15 protein-coding genes are annotated in these 14,968 nt (G+C 69.1%); 1 reads left to right on the top strand and 14 read right to left on the bottom strand.

What is annotated here, in order from left to right; translation table 11 throughout:
- Positions 1-60: 60 nt before the first annotated feature.
- The 10 genes from N787_RS04970 to N787_RS04925 form a co-directional block, all read right to left on the bottom strand.
- On the bottom strand, positions 61-462 hold the full coding sequence (locus N787_RS04970) for a hypothetical protein (RefSeq protein WP_052575140.1): 402 nt from the start codon (positions 460-462) through the stop codon (positions 61-63).
- Positions 459-2,891: a heavy metal translocating P-type ATPase gene (locus tag N787_RS04965; RefSeq protein ID WP_245593959.1), complete on the bottom strand. Its 2,433-nt coding sequence runs from the start codon at positions 2,889-2,891 to the stop codon at positions 459-461. The genes N787_RS04970 and N787_RS04965 overlap by 4 nt, the downstream gene beginning before the upstream one ends.
- The gene (locus N787_RS04960; RefSeq protein WP_034211177.1) at positions 2,888-3,541 is read right to left on the bottom strand and encodes a methyltransferase family protein; all 654 of its coding nucleotides are present in this window, start codon (positions 3,539-3,541) and stop codon (positions 2,888-2,890) included. Before N787_RS04960 ends, N787_RS04965 begins: the two co-directional genes overlap by 4 nt.
- A complete protein-coding gene (locus N787_RS15455; protein ID WP_211252135.1) occupies positions 3,538-3,828 on the bottom strand; it encodes a DUF2933 domain-containing protein in 291 nt (96 codons plus the stop codon). The genes N787_RS04960 and N787_RS15455 overlap by 4 nt, the downstream gene beginning before the upstream one ends.
- Before the next feature lie 96 nt (positions 3,829-3,924).
- Positions 3,925-4,200 carry a c-type cytochrome gene (locus N787_RS04955; RefSeq protein WP_169742282.1) on the bottom strand — a complete coding sequence of 92 codons (276 nt, stop codon included), beginning with the start codon at positions 4,198-4,200 and terminating at the stop codon, positions 3,925-3,927.
- 43 nt (positions 4,201-4,243) lie between these two features.
- Complete coding sequence (locus N787_RS14885; protein ID WP_169742281.1) at positions 4,244-4,891, bottom strand: c-type cytochrome; 648 nt, start codon at positions 4,889-4,891, stop codon at positions 4,244-4,246.
- An 11-nt stretch (positions 4,892-4,902) separates the two neighbouring features.
- Positions 4,903-5,994: a hypothetical protein gene (locus tag N787_RS15125; RefSeq protein WP_034211174.1), complete on the bottom strand. Its 1,092-nt coding sequence runs from the start codon at positions 5,992-5,994 to the stop codon at positions 4,903-4,905.
- The gene (locus N787_RS04935; protein ID WP_156968901.1) at positions 5,991-6,275 is read right to left on the bottom strand and encodes a DUF5676 family membrane protein; all 285 of its coding nucleotides are present in this window, start codon (positions 6,273-6,275) and stop codon (positions 5,991-5,993) included. The genes N787_RS15125 and N787_RS04935 overlap by 4 nt, the downstream gene beginning before the upstream one ends.
- On the bottom strand, positions 6,272-7,021 hold the full coding sequence (locus tag N787_RS15405; RefSeq protein WP_084590623.1) for a MerR family DNA-binding protein: 750 nt from the start codon (positions 7,019-7,021) through the stop codon (positions 6,272-6,274). The genes N787_RS04935 and N787_RS15405 overlap by 4 nt, the downstream gene beginning before the upstream one ends.
- Before the next feature lie 569 nt (positions 7,022-7,590).
- Complete coding sequence (locus tag N787_RS04925) at positions 7,591-8,712, bottom strand: MFS transporter (protein WP_034211172.1); 1,122 nt, start codon at positions 8,710-8,712, stop codon at positions 7,591-7,593.
- Between the two features lie 141 nt (positions 8,713-8,853).
- Here N787_RS04925 and N787_RS04920 point away from each other — a divergent pair, with 141 nt between their 5' ends.
- Entirely contained in the window at positions 8,854-10,098 is a 1,245-nt protein-coding gene (locus tag N787_RS04920; protein ID WP_034211171.1) for an MgtC/SapB family protein, read from the top strand.
- On the opposite strand, the gene N787_RS04915 is transcribed toward N787_RS04920, so the two are convergent.
- Genes N787_RS04915 through N787_RS04900 form a run of 4 tightly spaced genes read right to left on the bottom strand, consistent with a single transcriptional unit; the run spans position 10,095 to position 14,945 of the window.
- Entirely contained in the window at positions 10,095-11,213 is a 1,119-nt protein-coding gene (locus N787_RS04915) for an ABC transporter permease (protein ID WP_034211169.1), read from the bottom strand. The genes N787_RS04920 and N787_RS04915 overlap by 4 nt on opposite strands.
- Positions 11,210-12,307: an ABC transporter permease gene (locus N787_RS04910; RefSeq protein WP_034211167.1), complete on the bottom strand. Its 1,098-nt coding sequence runs from the start codon at positions 12,305-12,307 to the stop codon at positions 11,210-11,212. The genes N787_RS04915 and N787_RS04910 overlap by 4 nt, the downstream gene beginning before the upstream one ends.
- Positions 12,304-13,989: an ATP-binding cassette domain-containing protein gene (locus N787_RS04905; RefSeq protein ID WP_034211473.1), complete on the bottom strand. Its 1,686-nt coding sequence runs from the start codon at positions 13,987-13,989 to the stop codon at positions 12,304-12,306. The genes N787_RS04910 and N787_RS04905 overlap by 4 nt, the downstream gene beginning before the upstream one ends.
- Positions 13,986-14,945 (bottom strand): HlyD family secretion protein, encoded by a 960-nt coding sequence (locus N787_RS04900; RefSeq protein WP_034211159.1) that lies wholly within the window; start codon positions 14,943-14,945, stop codon positions 13,986-13,988. The genes N787_RS04905 and N787_RS04900 overlap by 4 nt, the downstream gene beginning before the upstream one ends.
- Between the last annotated feature and the right edge of the window lie 23 nt (positions 14,946-14,968).

Raw genomic sequence — 14,968 nt, 5'->3', positions numbered from 1 at the left:
CGGTCGGAGCGTCGCCAGCCCTCAGGGCTGGCCAACGCTGCGGCAGGCGCCGTTCGTTCATCAGCGGATCAGTTCAACGGTGTCGTTGACCTTGGGCTTGCCGGTGACCACCTGGGCCTGGGCGTAGTGCGTATCGAACAGCTCCGTGATCCGCACTTGGCCGACTGGCTCACGACGGAACCGCGGGCCGGCCGCCTTGGGGCCGCGCGCGATCCGCTTGTGGCGGACGACGTCGAGGACCTGCCCGACCTGGGCGCCATCGGCCTCGCCTACGCAGACGACCAAGGCGCCTGCGTCGGCCTCAAGGATCTGCCCCCGCATGAGGACTTCATGGCGGAAGCTACCGTCCTGCGCATAGGCGGAGGTGGCGAGGGCCAACAGCAGGGCCACGGGGGCAAGCACGCGGCCGGCGCGCTGGCGCAGGGTCGCGGCGGGCGGAGCAAACGCGTAGGAACGGTTCATGAGATGGACTCCTCAGACACAGCGGGGGATTCCCCGGCGACGATTGAGGCCGTCGCCAGGGGCAGGCGCTTGAGCAGCAGCGCGTTGACCGCCACGATTACCGAGCTGCCGGACATCGACAGCGCGGCGATTTCGGGCGAGAGCACGAACGGGAAGAGCACGCCGGCCGCCAAGGGAAAGGCCAGGACGTTGTAGCCCACGGCCCAGGCCAGGTTCTGGTGCATCTTGCGCAAGGTGCCGCGCGCGATCGTGATCGCCCGCACCACGTCGTAGGGGTCGCTGCGCATCAGCACCGTGTCGGCGCTGTCGATCGCCACGTCGGTACCGGCGCCGATCGCGAAGCCGACCTCGGCTTGGGTCAGGGCTGGGGCATCGTTGACGCCATCGCCCACCATGCCGACCTTCAGGCCCTGGGCCTGGAGCTTCTTGACCTCGGCGGCCTTGTCGCCCGGCAACACGTCCGCGAGCACGATGTCGATCCCCAGGTCGGCCGCCACACGCTCGGCCGTCGGGCGGTTGTCGCCGGTGATCATGGCGACCCGGATATTGCGGCGATGCAGCTCTTCGATGGTGGCCCGCGAGGTTGGCCGAATGGCGTCTGCAATCGCGATGACGCCTGCCAAGCGCCGATCGACCGCCACGTAGATGACGGTGCGGCCGGCGCCCTTGAGTCCGTCGGCCTGGGCCTCCAGTTCGTCCACGGCCACGCCTTGCGCGGCCATCAGCAAGCGGTTGCCCAGATGCACCCAGCGCCCGCCCACCCGACCCATCGCGCCTTGGCCGTCGATATTGGTGTAATCGGTGGCGCGATCCGTGACCGGCCCGGCGTGCTTGAGAATCGCCTGTGCCAGCGGGTGCTCGGAATGCGCCTCCACGGCGGCCGCAACCTCGATCAAGCGCGCCTGGTCCCAGTCCGCCGCCGCCACGGTATCCACCACGTCGGGTTGTCCCACCGTCAAGGTGCCAGTCTTGTCGAAAATCACCACGTTGAGCCGGGCGCATTGCTCGATGGCCTCGGCATGTTTGAACAAGATGCCGTGGCGGGCCCCAAGGCCCGTGCCAATCATGATCGCCATGGGCGTCGCGAGGCCCAGCGCATCCGGGCAGGCAATCACGAACACCGTAATGGTCAAGGTCAGGGCGAACAGCAGCGTCTGGCCGAGCCACCAAAACCACACGGCAAACGTCAACACGCCGATCACGATCGCCGCCAGCACCAGCCACTGCGAGGCGCGGTCGGCCAGGAGCTGCGCCGGCGCCTTGGAGTTCTGGGCAGCCTGTACCAACTGGATGATCTGGGCGAGTGCGGTATCCGCGCCGACCTTGGTGGCGCGGTAGGTGAAGGCGCCGCTGCGGTTGATGGTGCCGCCAACCACCAGAGCGCCCGGCGCCTTCTTCACCGGCATCGACTCGCCGGTGAGCATCGATTCGTCGACCTGGGACTGGCCTTCGAGTACCTCACCATCGACCGGCACCTTGGCGCCTGGACGCACGACGACCACCTCGCCTACTTGGACGTCGTCGGTGGCGATCTCCACATCGACATTGTCCCGGCGCACGATCGCCCGCGGTGGCGAGAGTTTGAGCAGGGCCTTCATGGCATCCGAGGCACCGGCCCGAGCCCGCATCTCGAGCCAGTGGCCCAGCAGGATGAAGGTCAGCAGGACCGAGGAGGCCTCGTAAAAGTTGGGGCCGTCGAACACAAACGTCGCGCCCAGACTGAAGACATAGCCTGTGCCGACACTGAGCAACACCAGCACCGCCATGTCGAGCACGCCGCGGCGCAGCGAGCGGATCGCCGCCGTGAAGAACGGCCAGCCCGGGTAGAGCAGTGCGGCGCTGGCCAGCAACCACAGCCAGACGTTCTCAGGCAGACCGAATGGCGTCGCCGGCGCGCTCATCAGCCCCATCGGTGACCAGATGAACAGCGGAATGGAGAACGCCAAGGCGATGATGAAGCGCCGGCGCATGTCCGCCGCCGCCGCGTGCAAATCGCCCCCGTGGTGCATGCCCTCGTGCGGGTCCGCGCCGCGCTTGTCCGGCGCGACGGGCGCATGGCCCGCGTGCCCTTGCATCGACGGCGTCGCGTCCTCAGGGAGGGCCGACGCTGCGGGGGAGGGCGACGGGGCATGGCCGGCATGTGCAGAGTGACTGGCGGCCGACCCGGCGGAGGCGCCTGGCGGGACAAACTCGGCGGACGGGGCGCGGCAGGTGAAGCCGCAAGCGCGAATCGCCGCCGTAATCGCCGTCGGCTCCGCAGCGCCGCGGGTATAGCGCACCTGAAGCGTGCCGGCCGCAAAATTGGCTTCGGCGGCCTGCACGCCCGGCAACCCGCGAACCGTGGCGGCCAGCGTGCGGGCGCAGCCCTCGGTCAGCATGTCGCCGATCGGCCAGACCCTTACCGCCTGAGTGTTCATGGCGGTGCTCATGACGCCACCGCCAGCGGCCGGCGACGGCGTGGGAAGAACCGCGGCACCGCGTCCGCGTACTGCTCATACGCCGTGCCAAAGCGTGCCTGGGTTTCGTGCTCCTCGTTGATCGCCAGGCGCACATAGGTGATCAGCATCACCGGGTACAGCACCAGCGTGAGTAGGGTCGGCCACTGGACCAGGAAGCCGGTCATGATCAAGGCGAACCCGACATACTGCGGATGCCGTAAGCGGGCATAGGGGCCGGTCTGGGCCAGCTCGCCGCTGCGCTGGGCCTGATACAGCACCGGCCAGGCCCGAGCGAGCAGCCAGAAGCCGCCACCGATCAGCACGAAACTCAGGATATGGAAGGGGCCGAAGTGCGGATTGCTCCGCCAGCCAAACATCATCTCCAGCACATGGCCGGCGTCGTGACTGAGCCAGTTCACCTCCGGAAAGCGCGACGACAGCCAGCCCGACAACAGAAACAGGCTCAGTGGGAAGCCGTACATCTCGGCGAACAACGCCACAACGAACGCCGAGTACAGGCCGAAGCTGCGCCAGTCGCGTGTCGTGAGCGGAGTGTAGAAACTCCAGGCGAAAAAGATGAAGAACGCGGCGTTGAGCACGGCCAGCGTCCACAGGCCGTAGCCGGGAATGAGCGGGTTCATGGCAGGTCTCCCCGATGGACGTGCGGGCGCGGCGTCCGTGGGCCATCTCCCGGTGGGGTGGGGACATCGGCCGGCGGTGCGCCATTGGAGGACGCGCGGTCCGCGTCCCCATCGCCGTGCCCGCCGTGGCCCCCGTGCCCACCATGACTTCCATGGCCCCCATGGCCCCCGTGGCCAAACACGTGGAGCAAGGGACACGCCAGCAGGATCAGGATTGGCAGCCAGCGCCAGAGTCCGGACAGGTGCAGGCGGTGCTCGGCGATCAGGTAGAAGGCCGCAAACCCCATCAACACCCAGAAGATCACGCGGGCGCGTTGCTGGTTGGGGGAGCGGGGATGGACAGTGGGTGTGGTCATGGGGAGTCTCCTGGCGAACAGCCGCGTTCAGGACTTGCCGAGCGTGCGCAGGTAGCCGACCAGCGCCGTGGCATCAGCGGCAGTCAGCGCGGCATTGCCGCCCTTGGCCGGCATCGCCATTGGCGAGCCCGGCGTTTGGAATCCGTTGAGGATGCTGGCCGCAAGCTCCGCATCCGACTTGCCCAAGCGCGTGGCCAGGTCCGGTACGCCCGGAATGGCGCCCTTGCCCGTGGGCCCGTGGCAGGCCACGCAGGTGGTGTCGTACAGGGCCTTGGGCTCGGCCGCGAGGGCGGGGACGGTCACGGCGATCGTCAGCGCACACAGGACGGGAGAGAGGAGGCGCATATCAGTTGCTCCCTTTGAGAAACACGAGGATGTCGTCGGCTTGCGCGCCATCCAGGCCGGCCCGCAGCCGCATATGGGTGACCGCGACTTGCCACTGCTCGTCGGACAGCGACTTGGGATCACGCATGGCATGGCAGCGGGCGCAGTTGTCGGCCCAGGCCTGCGCGCCACGCGCGAAGGCCGTGCTATCTGCCGCGACGCCCGCAGAGGTCGCCCCCGCCGGCGCCGGGGCTAGCACGGCGGCTGGCGGGGAGGCGGGCGCGCCGTTGGCGGCCGACGGGGGCGGAGGGGTGCCCGCGCCGGATCGCAGGTAGCCAATGATGGCCTGCGCATCCTCCGCGGTCAGGGCGGGATTGCCGCCCTTGGCGGGCATCGCCATCGGCGAGCCTGGGGTCTGGAAACCGTTGAGTACGTTGTTAACCAGCTCGGCGTCGGGCTTGTCCAGACGCGTGGCCAGATCCGGCACGCCGGGAATGGCGCCCTTGCCGGTCGGGCCATGGCAGGCGACGCAGGTGGACTCGTACAGGGCCTTGCCATCGGCGGCGATGGCGCCAGCCGGCAGGATGACCAGGGCGAGTCCAAAGGCAGCCGCCACGGCCCGCAGGCTCTGGCTCGCGATGGCCGGGGAACGAAGAGGGAAGCGTGTCATGACAGGTCTCCTTAGAAGCCGTGGGCCAGCTGCAACAGCACGCGATCGGCCTCGGCCTCGGCGTTGTCGCTGTCGTTGATCTCCCAGCTGAGCTTGAGCTGGGTACCGGGGCGGAACAGGTAGTTCAGACCCAGGGCGGTTTGCTGGAAGGTCGACTCGCCGTGCGGCGAGAGCGAGTCGCCAACGCGCAGCACCGTCTCCCAGCGGTCGGCGCCGAAGCGATACGCCCCCTGCACATACCAGGCGCGCCAAGTCGCGCCATCGGGCGCCAGGCTCATCGGCGCGTCGCCGACCCGCTGGCGGATCCATTCGCCCCGCAGCGACACCGCCCGGCTGGCCTGCCAGGCCACGTCCACCCCCTCGACCCGGTAGGCACGGGCGGGCTCGGCCATGCCGATCCCCATCTCGCCCGGATCGAGCACCACATCGCCACGGGTCAGCGAGGCGCCCAGTTCCAGGCCGGGCCGCGGCAGCCAGCCGACGCGGCCACCCCAGACCCGTTCGCCATCGCGGTTGGTCGAGGATCCCTCGACATCCAGATCCAGCCCTTCCATGCCCTCGAGCCCCAGGCGCGGACCGTTGGCGACATACAGGGCGTAGTTGAGCTGGTGGCCATCCGCGAGGGCGCGACCGCCGCGCAGCTGGATACCCACATCGGTCAGCGGCGCGGCGCCACCGTGGCCAAAGCCGGCCGGCACCGAAGCGAGTTTGTTGATCCAGGACGGATGCAGGTTCTGGAAGAAATAGCCCACCGGGCTCAGGAATTTTCCGACCACCACGGCGGAGGAGTCGCCCAGCAGCCAGGTGGCGGTGGCGTACTCCAGACCGGCGGCCTGGTCACCGCGATCATCGGCCTCGAATTCAGCCTCGGCCTCAATCAAAAAACGCTCGCCGACCTGCAGGTGGAAGATCGGCGCGAACGTCACGGCACCCAACGTGCCGGCCTCGCCCTGGGTGTCGGTGACGGTAACGTCGCCATAGCCGGCAAAGTGGAAGATCACCGGGGTGTCGTCGGTCGGCTCGTCGGTCTCCGGCGGTGCGGCGACGGCCAACGGGGCCGCGAGCAGGCTCGCGAGCAGCAGGGAAACGTTAGAGCGGTTCATCGGTTACCTCCAATCAAGCGATTGACAATGGTGAACAAGGCGCCCGCCACGAAGGCGTAGCCGGCGATCGCGAGCGAACCGATCAGCACCGCGCTCCAGCGCAGTTCACCGACCGCCGGCGTGAGGCCGGACAGGCTCAGTCCGTGCACGACCAGGCCCAGGCCCGCGGCCAGGGCCCCGGGGGACCACGCCACAATCAGCGCGCAGGCCAGGTACAGCAGGACCGCCGTTACCGACAGCGACAGCCCGCAGGACAAGGGGGATTGACGGGGGCGCGTCATGAGGTCTTTTCCTCTGCAGAGGCGCGACGGCCCAAGAGGCGCCGCGAGGTGGATTTGGGAACGGCGGCGGCCTCGCTGGCCGCGACGGCCTCGATCAGCGCGCAGACGTCACTGCCCGTCGGCACGGCGTCGGGCAGGCGAGACCACTGGGCAACGGCTTGCTCCATTCGCGTCTGCAGCGCCAGGAGTTGCTCGAGCTGGTCGCGGGTTTCCGTCAGCCGACGGCTGATGATGTCGCGTACCAGCGGACATGGGCTCTTGCGCTGGCGGCTGCGCCGTAGGATTTCCTCGATCTCGGCGAGGGTGAAGCCGAGACGCTGCGCCGTGCGGATGAAATGCAGGCGATGCAGTTCCGCGGTCGAGAACAACTGGTAGCCGGCCTCGGTGTGGCTGGCGGCGCGAAGCAGGCCGCGGCGCAGGTAGTTGCGCACCACGTGCACGGTCACGCCTCCCAAGTGCGCCAGACGGGCACCGTCATCGGCGGATCGGATTTGCGAAGGTCGGCCGTCATTGCATGCTCCCGCAGAACCGTCCGGAGACCGTAAACCTGTGTGTCGAACACAGGTCAAGGCACGCCGGCCGGCGCAGAGCGGCAGTGACAACACGCTTGGAGTGGGACGATCCCATCGTCTTGGCCTCGCACGAACCGCTGCCCAAGGGCGATGCGGTAGGAGTCGGCGGGGCAGGCCGTGGACACGGCGGCTGCACCGAAGCGACCGGAGCCCGGACGGGCACCGGCCGGTCATCGGCGCGGGATCAGATCAGCAGGAGGCTCGCCGGGTGCGGCGTAGGTCGATGCCAAGCGCTATGCGGACGAGCGGCCACCGCGTGACCCGCCGCATCCGGCAGTCGCTGAACGGCTACGACTGGCAGAGTCGGCAGTGGGCCCAAGGCGGGGACAGACGCCAAGCGTGGCGCCTCCTTGCTCAGGTCACCTTGGCTGCAATGGGAGGCGCACAGGGGCGCATCGCTGCTGAGCGGGGCACCGTGGCACGGCGGGGGTGTTTCGACCGCGACGGCATCGCCGTGATCGGCATGCTGGGCGTGGGTGGGCATGGACGCCATCGCCGAAAGTGCGCACGCCGGATGGCTCGCCAGGGCCAGTTGGGCCCACACCAGTGCCAGCATCGCCAGCAGCGAAATCGGTGTACGCCAGCGGTGGCGGCGGAAGCGGTTCATTGTCGAAGCCACTCTAACGCGGTTCGCAGGGTCGGAAGTTGACTTGGGTCAAATGACGCAGCGTCGCGCCTGGTGCCTACCGACGCCACGACGATACGCTGGCTGCCGCACGGGTCAAGTCGTTCGCGTGCACTGCTCAAGGTTCGGCCCCTTGTACGGGCGGACGCCTCGCTATGGCGACCGCGACTACCACGGCGAGGCCCACCACGACGGCGATCCAAGCGGTCTGCGGTGTTTGAGCGCGGAATGCCACGCCGCCCAACAGTGCACCTGCGGCTTGTCCCAGCCCGCCCAGGGCGGCGCGCAGGCCCAGTTGCAACCCGTGCGCCCGGCCGGCGCTCCGTACGATCCACAGGCTGATCGTCGGTTGCAGGACGCCACCCCCAGCCGCCACCAATGCCACAACGGCGCCGAGCATCCACGCCTCCGACGTCCAGCGCAGCACACCGACCCCCAACGCCGAAACCAGAAATGCCGGCGCCAGCCAGCGCCACAAGCTGGTCGGGTCGCGCTGAGGTTGGAACACGCCGGTCTGCACCGCGATCATCACCAGGCCGCAGCCTGAGAACAACAATCCGATCGCCGGCGCCGACAGCCCCAGTTCTTCGCGCCCGCGCACACTCACCCCGACCTCCATGGCTCCCATCACCAAGCCGGCGACCATGGCTGCCGCGGCCAACAACCACAGGCGCGGCCGATCCGGGAGCCGCGACGGCGCGGCTAGCGACGCGGTGGTGGGTAGCGTGCGTATGCGCGCCACCACGATCGCGGCGATCAAGATCAAGCCCGTCGCCAGCGCAATCGGCAACCGCAGGCTGGCGCCCTGGGCCAGCGCCCCACCCAGTAGCGGTCCCGCCAGCCCGCCCAGGAGCGCCGCCCGTGACACCCGTGCAACCGCTGTCCCGTAGACCGTGGGCGGACACCACTGCGCCGCCAGCGTGAGCACGGCCGGCACGGCCACGGCGCCGAGCGCGCCCTGCAGGGCGCGGACCAGGACCAGTACGGTCAGCGACGATGGCCACCACAGGGCCAACTGCACTAGACCTTGGCCCACCAGACCGATCAACAGCAACCGGCGGGCGGAATAGCGGTCCAGCAGCCACCCCCACACCGGTGAGGCCACCACTGTCGCCAGCGTATAGGTCGCCATCATCATCCCGGTGGCGGCGGCGATGTCCTCGGGTGCCACCGTGGCAAGCAGGGCCGGCAGCACCGGCAACACCAGGCCGTACGCGGTGGCGATCACGAACAGCGCCAACAGTGGTCCACGTAGTTGCCGCGGCACCGAAGCAACGGCGGAGTCAGCGCTCACCGGCTCCATCGCCCTGCGACCTCCTTGACGGTGGATGGGCCCGACGTGCCATGCTGGCCGGCGAACTGACTCTTCGGGCGAGCCCACGTGGACGAACTGAGCGGGCTGTTGTTTTCCTTGGCCGCGGGCCTGTTGGTGGGTGTGGAGCGTGGCTGGCGCCAACGCTCGGTTGCCGAGGGCCATCGGCCGGCCGGCCTGCGCACGTTTGGCGTAATCGGCCTGCTGGGCGGCTTGGGCGCGCTGGGGGCGCAGCGCTGGGGCGACGGCGTGCTTATCGCGCTGGGCGCGGCCGTGGCGCTGGCGCTGGTGGCCGGATACGGGGCGACGGTGTGGATGCACCGTGCGATGGGGCTGACCACCCTGATGGCGGGCTTGGCGACCTTCATGATTGGCGCACTGGCCGCGGGCGGTGCACCGGCGGCGGCCGCCGCTGCGGCGGTCGTGATGGTGCTCCTCCTGCAGCTCAAGGACACGCTGCACACCGGCATCGCCCGACTCTCGAGCGAGGAGTTGGCAGCCGCGTTCCAACTGCTGCTGATCTCGGTGGTGATCCTGCCGGTCCTGCCCGACCAGGGCTTCGGGCCGTACGGTGCCATCAATCCGTACCGGTTCTGGTGGGCGGTCGTGCTGATCGCCGGCTTGTCGTTTGCGGGGTACGTCGCCATGCGCGTCACCGGCCCGCGTCGGGGCCTCATGATCACGGCGCTACTGGGCGGCATCGTGTCCTCCACGGCCACGACCGCAGCCTTGGCGCGGATGGCGGCGACCACCCCCGCGCTGGCGCGTCCGGCCGCCGCCGGCGCCATCTTGGCCTGCGCGGCGATGTTCGCCCGCATGATCGGGGTGATCGCCGTGACGGCGCCGCCCCTGCTGGCCCGCTTGTGGCCCATCCTGGCGGCAATGGCAGTTGCGGGCGGCGTGCTGGGCCTGCTGTGGCAGCGGACCTCCCACGCGTCGCTGCCCGAGCCCGCGCTCCGCAATCCGCTCGCGCTGCGCTTTGCGCTGGGCTTCGCCGCCTTGCTCGCTGTCGTCGCGCTGGTCAGCCGGGCGCTGACGGACTGGTGGGGTGAAGCGGGCTTGTTCCTGACGTCGGCGATCGCCGGTCTCGCGGATGTCGACGCCATCATCGTCAGCACCGGGCGAATGGTGGGCGAGGGGATCGTGACGCCGGCGGCGGCCGCCTGGGCGCTGCTGCTTGGCGCGGCCGTCAACCAGGCCACCAAGCTGGCGTTGGCCGCCGGTCTGGCCGGTCACGCCGTGGCGGGGCCCTTGGCGCTGGCGTACGCGCTGATGGCCACTGCGGGCGCGCTGACAGCCTGGTTCATGGCTTAGCCCACCAGCTTGCGCCGGAATACGGCGGCAGCCGCCACGAACAGCGCCAACCCGATGCCGGTCATCGCCAGCGCTTGGGGCCAGAGCTCGGCCCAGCCGGTGCCTTTGAGGAAGACGCCCAGCAGTACCTCCATGTAGTAGCGCAAGGGACTGAGCAGCGAGGCGCTCTGCAGCACCGGCGGCATCGACTCGATCGGCGTCATCGTGCCAGACAGGAACATCACCGGAAACAGTGCAAAGAAGGCCAGCAGCAGTGCCTGTTGCAAGGTGCGGGTCACGGCGGCCACGAAGACCCCCATGGCGATCGCGCTGAGCTGGAACAGTGCCGCGAGCACCATCAGCGTCACCAGGCTGCCGCGCTGGGGCACGTCGAACGCCGCCACGATCAGCAGAGCCGGGAAGATCGCCAGCAGATTCACCGCCACGGTCGGGATGGTCTTGGCGGCGAACAGCTCCAGCGGCGTGATCGGGGTCACCAGCAACTGCTCGATGGTTCCGTGCTCCTTCTCGCGCACGATCGATGCGGCCGGAACCATGACCCCGACCAGCATCGCGGCCAGGGCCATCATCGAGAGCACCATGAAGTTCTTGGTTTCCTGCTCGGGGTTGTACCAGACCCGGGGGACGGCCACGGCCTGGCCGGGGCGCGTGCCCAGCGCCACCTGCAGCGGGGGACGGTCGCCTTCAAACCGCCGCACGACCTGCATGGCGTAGTGGCGGGCGTTCTCGGCCACGTTGGAGTTGGTGCCATCGAGCAGCAGTTGCAGGGTCGGCCGGGTGCCGCGCTGGTAGGCCTGCTCAAACCCCGGCGGGATCACCCAGACCATGGCCACCCGCCCGGCCTGCAGGGCCTGTTCGCCTCGCCGGGGCTGATCGCTCACCTCGCGCAGCTCAAAGGTCTCGGTCGCCTGCAGCAAGGCGACCAAATGCCGGCTGGCCACGCTCTGGTCCTGGTCCACCACCGCCACCGGGAGTTCGCGGATCTCGAAGGTCAAGGCCAGCGTGCACATCACCGCTTCGACGGTGTACAGGAACAGGATCAGGAACAGCACGGTGCGGTCACGCAACACTTGCGTCACCTCCTTGCGCAGCAGGCCGACAAAGCGCCCGCTCACGCCGCCACCTTCTGGCGCAGGCGCCACGCCGCGAAGACAAACACCACCGCCGTGTACAGTGCCAGCCAGGCCAAATTGGGCGCCAGCGCCACCAGGCCGGCATCCTTGAGCACCACATCGCGCGAGATTTCGACGAAATAGCTCGCCGGCACCAAGGCGCTGTAGAGCTGCAGCATCAGCGGCATCGTGAACACCGGGAACAGGAAGCCCGAGAACAGGAACGAGGGCATCAGGCTGACGATCAGCGCCACCAGCATCGCACTGAGCTGGGTCCGGGTGATGGTCGAGACCAGCAGGCCGATGCCCACCGTGGTGAGCACGTAGACCCCGGACGCGGCCGCCAGCAGCGCCGGGCTGCCGGCGAACGGCACGTCGAACCAGACAATTCCGACACCGACCAACAGCACCATCTCCAGCAGCGCGACGCCGGCATAGGGCAGGAGCTTGGCCAGCACGAATTCCGCCGAGGTCACCGGCGAGGCGTAGATCTGTTCAATCGTGCCCGACTCCTTCTCGCGCACGATCGCCAATGCGGTGAGCAGGGGCGGGAACGCCATCAGGATCACGGCGAACAGTCCCGGGATAACAAAATTCGCGCTGCGAAGACCCGGGTTGTACCAGACCCGGACTTGGGTCTCGATCCGTTGGCGCGGCGCCGCCGGATAGCTGGCGACAATGGCTTCGGCGTAGCCCAAGGCCAGCGCGGCACTGGAGGCGAACGCGCCGTCCACCAGCAGCTGCACCGGCGCGGCCTCGCCGCGCACCAGCGCCCGCTGGAATCGGCGCGGCACGACCAGGACCACGCGCACCTGGCCGCGTTGCAACGCCTGTTCGGCCTGGCGCGTCGTGTCGAAAGCGTGGCTTTGCTCAAAGTACCCACTGGCCGTGAATCGATCCACCAGTTCCCGGCTCGCCGGGGACCGGTCTTCGTCCAGGACGCCCAGGCGGATGTTGTTGACGTCCAAGGTGACGGCATAGCCGAACAGGAACAGCATCACCAGCGGCATCAGGATCGCCAGGCCGATGGTCAGCGGATCGCGCGCCAGCTCCCGACACTCTTTGCCCATCAGCGCCAGCACGCGCCGGCGGTTCATGCGGCAGCTCCCGTCTTCGCCGTGGCCTGGGCGATGGCCTGCACGAACACCGTCTCCACCGAGGCATCCGCCGACTGACCGGTCTGGGCCCGCAAGGCGTCGAGCGTGCCCCAGCCGATCAAGGCGCCCTGGTGCATCAGGCCAATGCGGTCGCAGTACGCCGCCTCGTCCAGGTAGTGGGTAGTGACCAGGATGCTCATGCCGCCCTGGGCCAAGCGCCGGATCAGCCACCAGAAGCGATAACGCGCCAAGGGGTCCACGCCGGAGGTGGGTTCGTCGAGAAACAACACGGCAGGCTGGTGCAGGATGGCGCAGGCCAAGGCCAGCCGCTGGCGCTCGGCGCCGGACAGCGCCGCCACCAGCCGCCCCGACTCCAGGGTCAGTCCCAGTTGCGCGGTCGCCTGCGCGATCGCCTCGCGGGCCCGTGCACCGCGCAGGCCGTAGGCGCTGGCGAAGAAATCGAGGTTCTCTTGCGCCGTGAGGTCGAGGTAGAGCGAAAAACGTTGGGACATGTAGCCGATGCGCTGGCGCACGACGGCGATCTGGTCGGGCAGCGACAAGCCGGCGACCTGCGCCTGGCCTTCGGAAAAGGGCACCAGCCCACACAGGCCCCGAATCAGCGTGGTCTTGCCGGCGCCGTTGGGCCCGAGCAGGGCGAGCAACTCGCCGGGCTGGATAGACAGCGACACCCGGTCCACGGCCCGGAAACCGCCAAACACAACCGAGACCTCGCGGGTGACCAGGCCGGGCCCCGGGGCCGCTGCGGCCACCGGTGGTGCCGCCGGCGTCTCGGGCTCGGGCGCCGTGTCGTGCAGGACGAACACGTCTTCCAGGCCGGGCACCGCCGGCTGGCTGCCGGGGACCGGCGCCGCAGCCGGATCGCGGGACTGGAAACGCACCCGGTCGGGCAGGACCTGCAGGCCCCGTACCTGGGGCAGGGCGCGCAGGGCGGGAAGGCGCTGCGCAAGGTCCGGGCCGCGCAGTTCGAACACCCGGCCCGCGGCCTGGGTTCGCAAGCCCGACGGCGTGTCCAATGCGAGGGGCTGGCCGTCGCGCAGCAGCAGGACCCGGTCGCAGCGTTCGGCTTCGTCCATGTAGGACGTGGCCACGATCGTGGCCACCCCGGTCTCGCGGTACTGGGCGAGCATCGTCCACAGCTCCCGCCGTGACAGCGGGTCCACACCCAGCCCCGGTTCATCCAAGATCAGCAACTGCGGGGCATGGATCAGGTTCGTGCACAGCGACAGCTTCTTGCGCATGCCGCCTGAGAGCTTGCCCGACAGGCGCTCGGTGAACCGGGCGAGACCCGCCATGGCCAACAGCTGCGCCCGCCGCGGACCGTAGTCGGCATCGCTGACGCCCCGCAGCGTGGCCGCCAAGCGCAGGTTTTCCTCGATGGTGAGGCGGTCGTAGAGGGTGAAGCCCTGGGTCATGTACCCCAGGCCCGCAGCGATGCGCTTGCTGTCGCGGCGTGAATCGCCGCCCAAAACGGTACAGGACCCTTCACTGGGATCCAGGATGGCGGCGAACATCTGCAGCAAGGTGGTCTTGCCGGCGCCATCGGCGCCGACCACGCCCAGCGTTTCGCCCGGGGCAAGCGACAGGCTGACATCCCGCACCGCCCAGCGCGGGCCAAACCGCCGGCCCAGCCCCTGGGCGACAAGGCGAGCGGTCGGCGTCACTGCGGCACACGCAAGGGCGTGGGCCAGGGCGCCTGCGCGTCCCATTGGATCCAGGCGTCCGCCGGCATACCCGGCTTGAGCTGCTGCTCGGCGTTGTCGATCACCAGGGTCACGCCGTAGACCATCTGTGCCCGCTCATCGGGCACGTGGATATCGCGCGGCGTGAACTGGGCGTAGGGATCGACCCGGGCGACGGTGGCCGGAAACGTCTGGTCCGGGTAGGCATCGACCCGCACCTGCGCCGACTGGCCCAGCTTGACCCGGCCGGCGTCGTTGGCGGCCAGGTACACCTTGAGCTCGATACGACGCAGGTCCGCCAGCAGGGCCAAGGGCTGGCCCGGCTGGATCACTTCGCCAACCTCGACCCCGCGCACGAGGACCGTGGCATCCTGCGGCGCCCTGACCTCGGTCCGGCTGACATTGGTCTGGGCCAGCCGCACCCGCGACTCCACGCTGCTCACCTGCGCCTGCAGGCTGGCCCGCTGCGCCCGCAGCCGTCCCAGTTCACCTTCGGCCTGGTTGACGGCGTCGTTGACGCTGTCCAGCTCCCGCGCCGTCGCGATTTGGCTAGCGACCAGCCGCTGAATCCGTGCCCGTTGCTGTCGGGCCGTCTCGACATGGTGCTGCCAGGACGCCATCTGCGCATCCAGGGCTGCCACGCTCGCCCGAATGGCCTGCGCCTCTTCCTGCACGCTACTGAGTTGGTCCTGCGTGGTGACCGGGTCGATCACCAGCAACACGTCTCCGGCCCGGACCGGCTGCCCCTCGACGAGCCGTTGCTCCACTACCCGGCCGCCCGTTTCGGCGGCCAGGCGCACTTCCGTGGCTTCCACGTGGCCGCTGCCATAGGCGAATCCGGCCGGCAGGGGAGGTGCCCGCAGCCATTGGTAGGCGAGCGCGGCGGCGCCGGTCAGCGCCACCACCGCCAGCAAACTCCACACGATTTGGCGACGCATCAGGTGATTTCCCCTCGCTGGGT

It is taken from the genome of Arenimonas metalli CF5-1, assembly GCF_000747155.1.
Taxonomy (GTDB): Bacteria; Pseudomonadota; Gammaproteobacteria; order Xanthomonadales; family Xanthomonadaceae; genus Arenimonas; species Arenimonas metalli.
Note: the sequence above shows the minus strand (reverse complement) of the source record. Positions and strands in the feature narration are given on the sequence as shown.

Bases quoted from the DNA above. Each gene is read 5' to 3' on its own strand.
- N787_RS04970 (WP_052575140.1), bottom strand. From the start codon at position 462: ATGAACCGTTCCTACGCGTTTGCTCCGCCCGCCGCGACCCTGCGCCAG.
- N787_RS04960 (WP_034211177.1), bottom strand. From the start codon at position 3,541: ATGAACCCGCTCATTCCCGGCTACGGCCTGTGGACGCTGGCCGTGCTC.
- N787_RS04935 (WP_156968901.1), bottom strand. From the start codon at position 6,275: ATGACGCGCCCCCGTCAATCCCCCTTGTCCTGCGGGCTGTCGCTGTCG.
- N787_RS15455 (WP_211252135.1), bottom strand. From the start codon at position 3,828: ATGGGGTTTGCGGCCTTCTACCTGATCGCCGAGCACCGCCTGCACCTG.
- N787_RS15405 (WP_084590623.1), bottom strand. From the start codon at position 7,021: ATGACCGGCCGGTGCCCGTCCGGGCTCCGGTCGCTTCGGTGCAGCCGC.
- N787_RS15125 (WP_034211174.1), bottom strand. From the start codon at position 5,994: ATGAACCGCTCTAACGTTTCCCTGCTGCTCGCGAGCCTGCTCGCGGCC.
- N787_RS14885 (WP_169742281.1), bottom strand. From the start codon at position 4,891: ATGACACGCTTCCCTCTTCGTTCCCCGGCCATCGCGAGCCAGAGCCTG.
- N787_RS04900 (WP_034211159.1), bottom strand. From the start codon at position 14,945: ATGCGTCGCCAAATCGTGTGGAGTTTGCTGGCGGTGGTGGCGCTGACC.
- N787_RS04910 (WP_034211167.1), bottom strand. From the start codon at position 12,307: ATGAACCGCCGGCGCGTGCTGGCGCTGATGGGCAAAGAGTGTCGGGAG.
- N787_RS04965 (WP_245593959.1), bottom strand. From the start codon at position 2,891: ATGAGCACCGCCATGAACACTCAGGCGGTAAGGGTCTGGCCGATCGGC.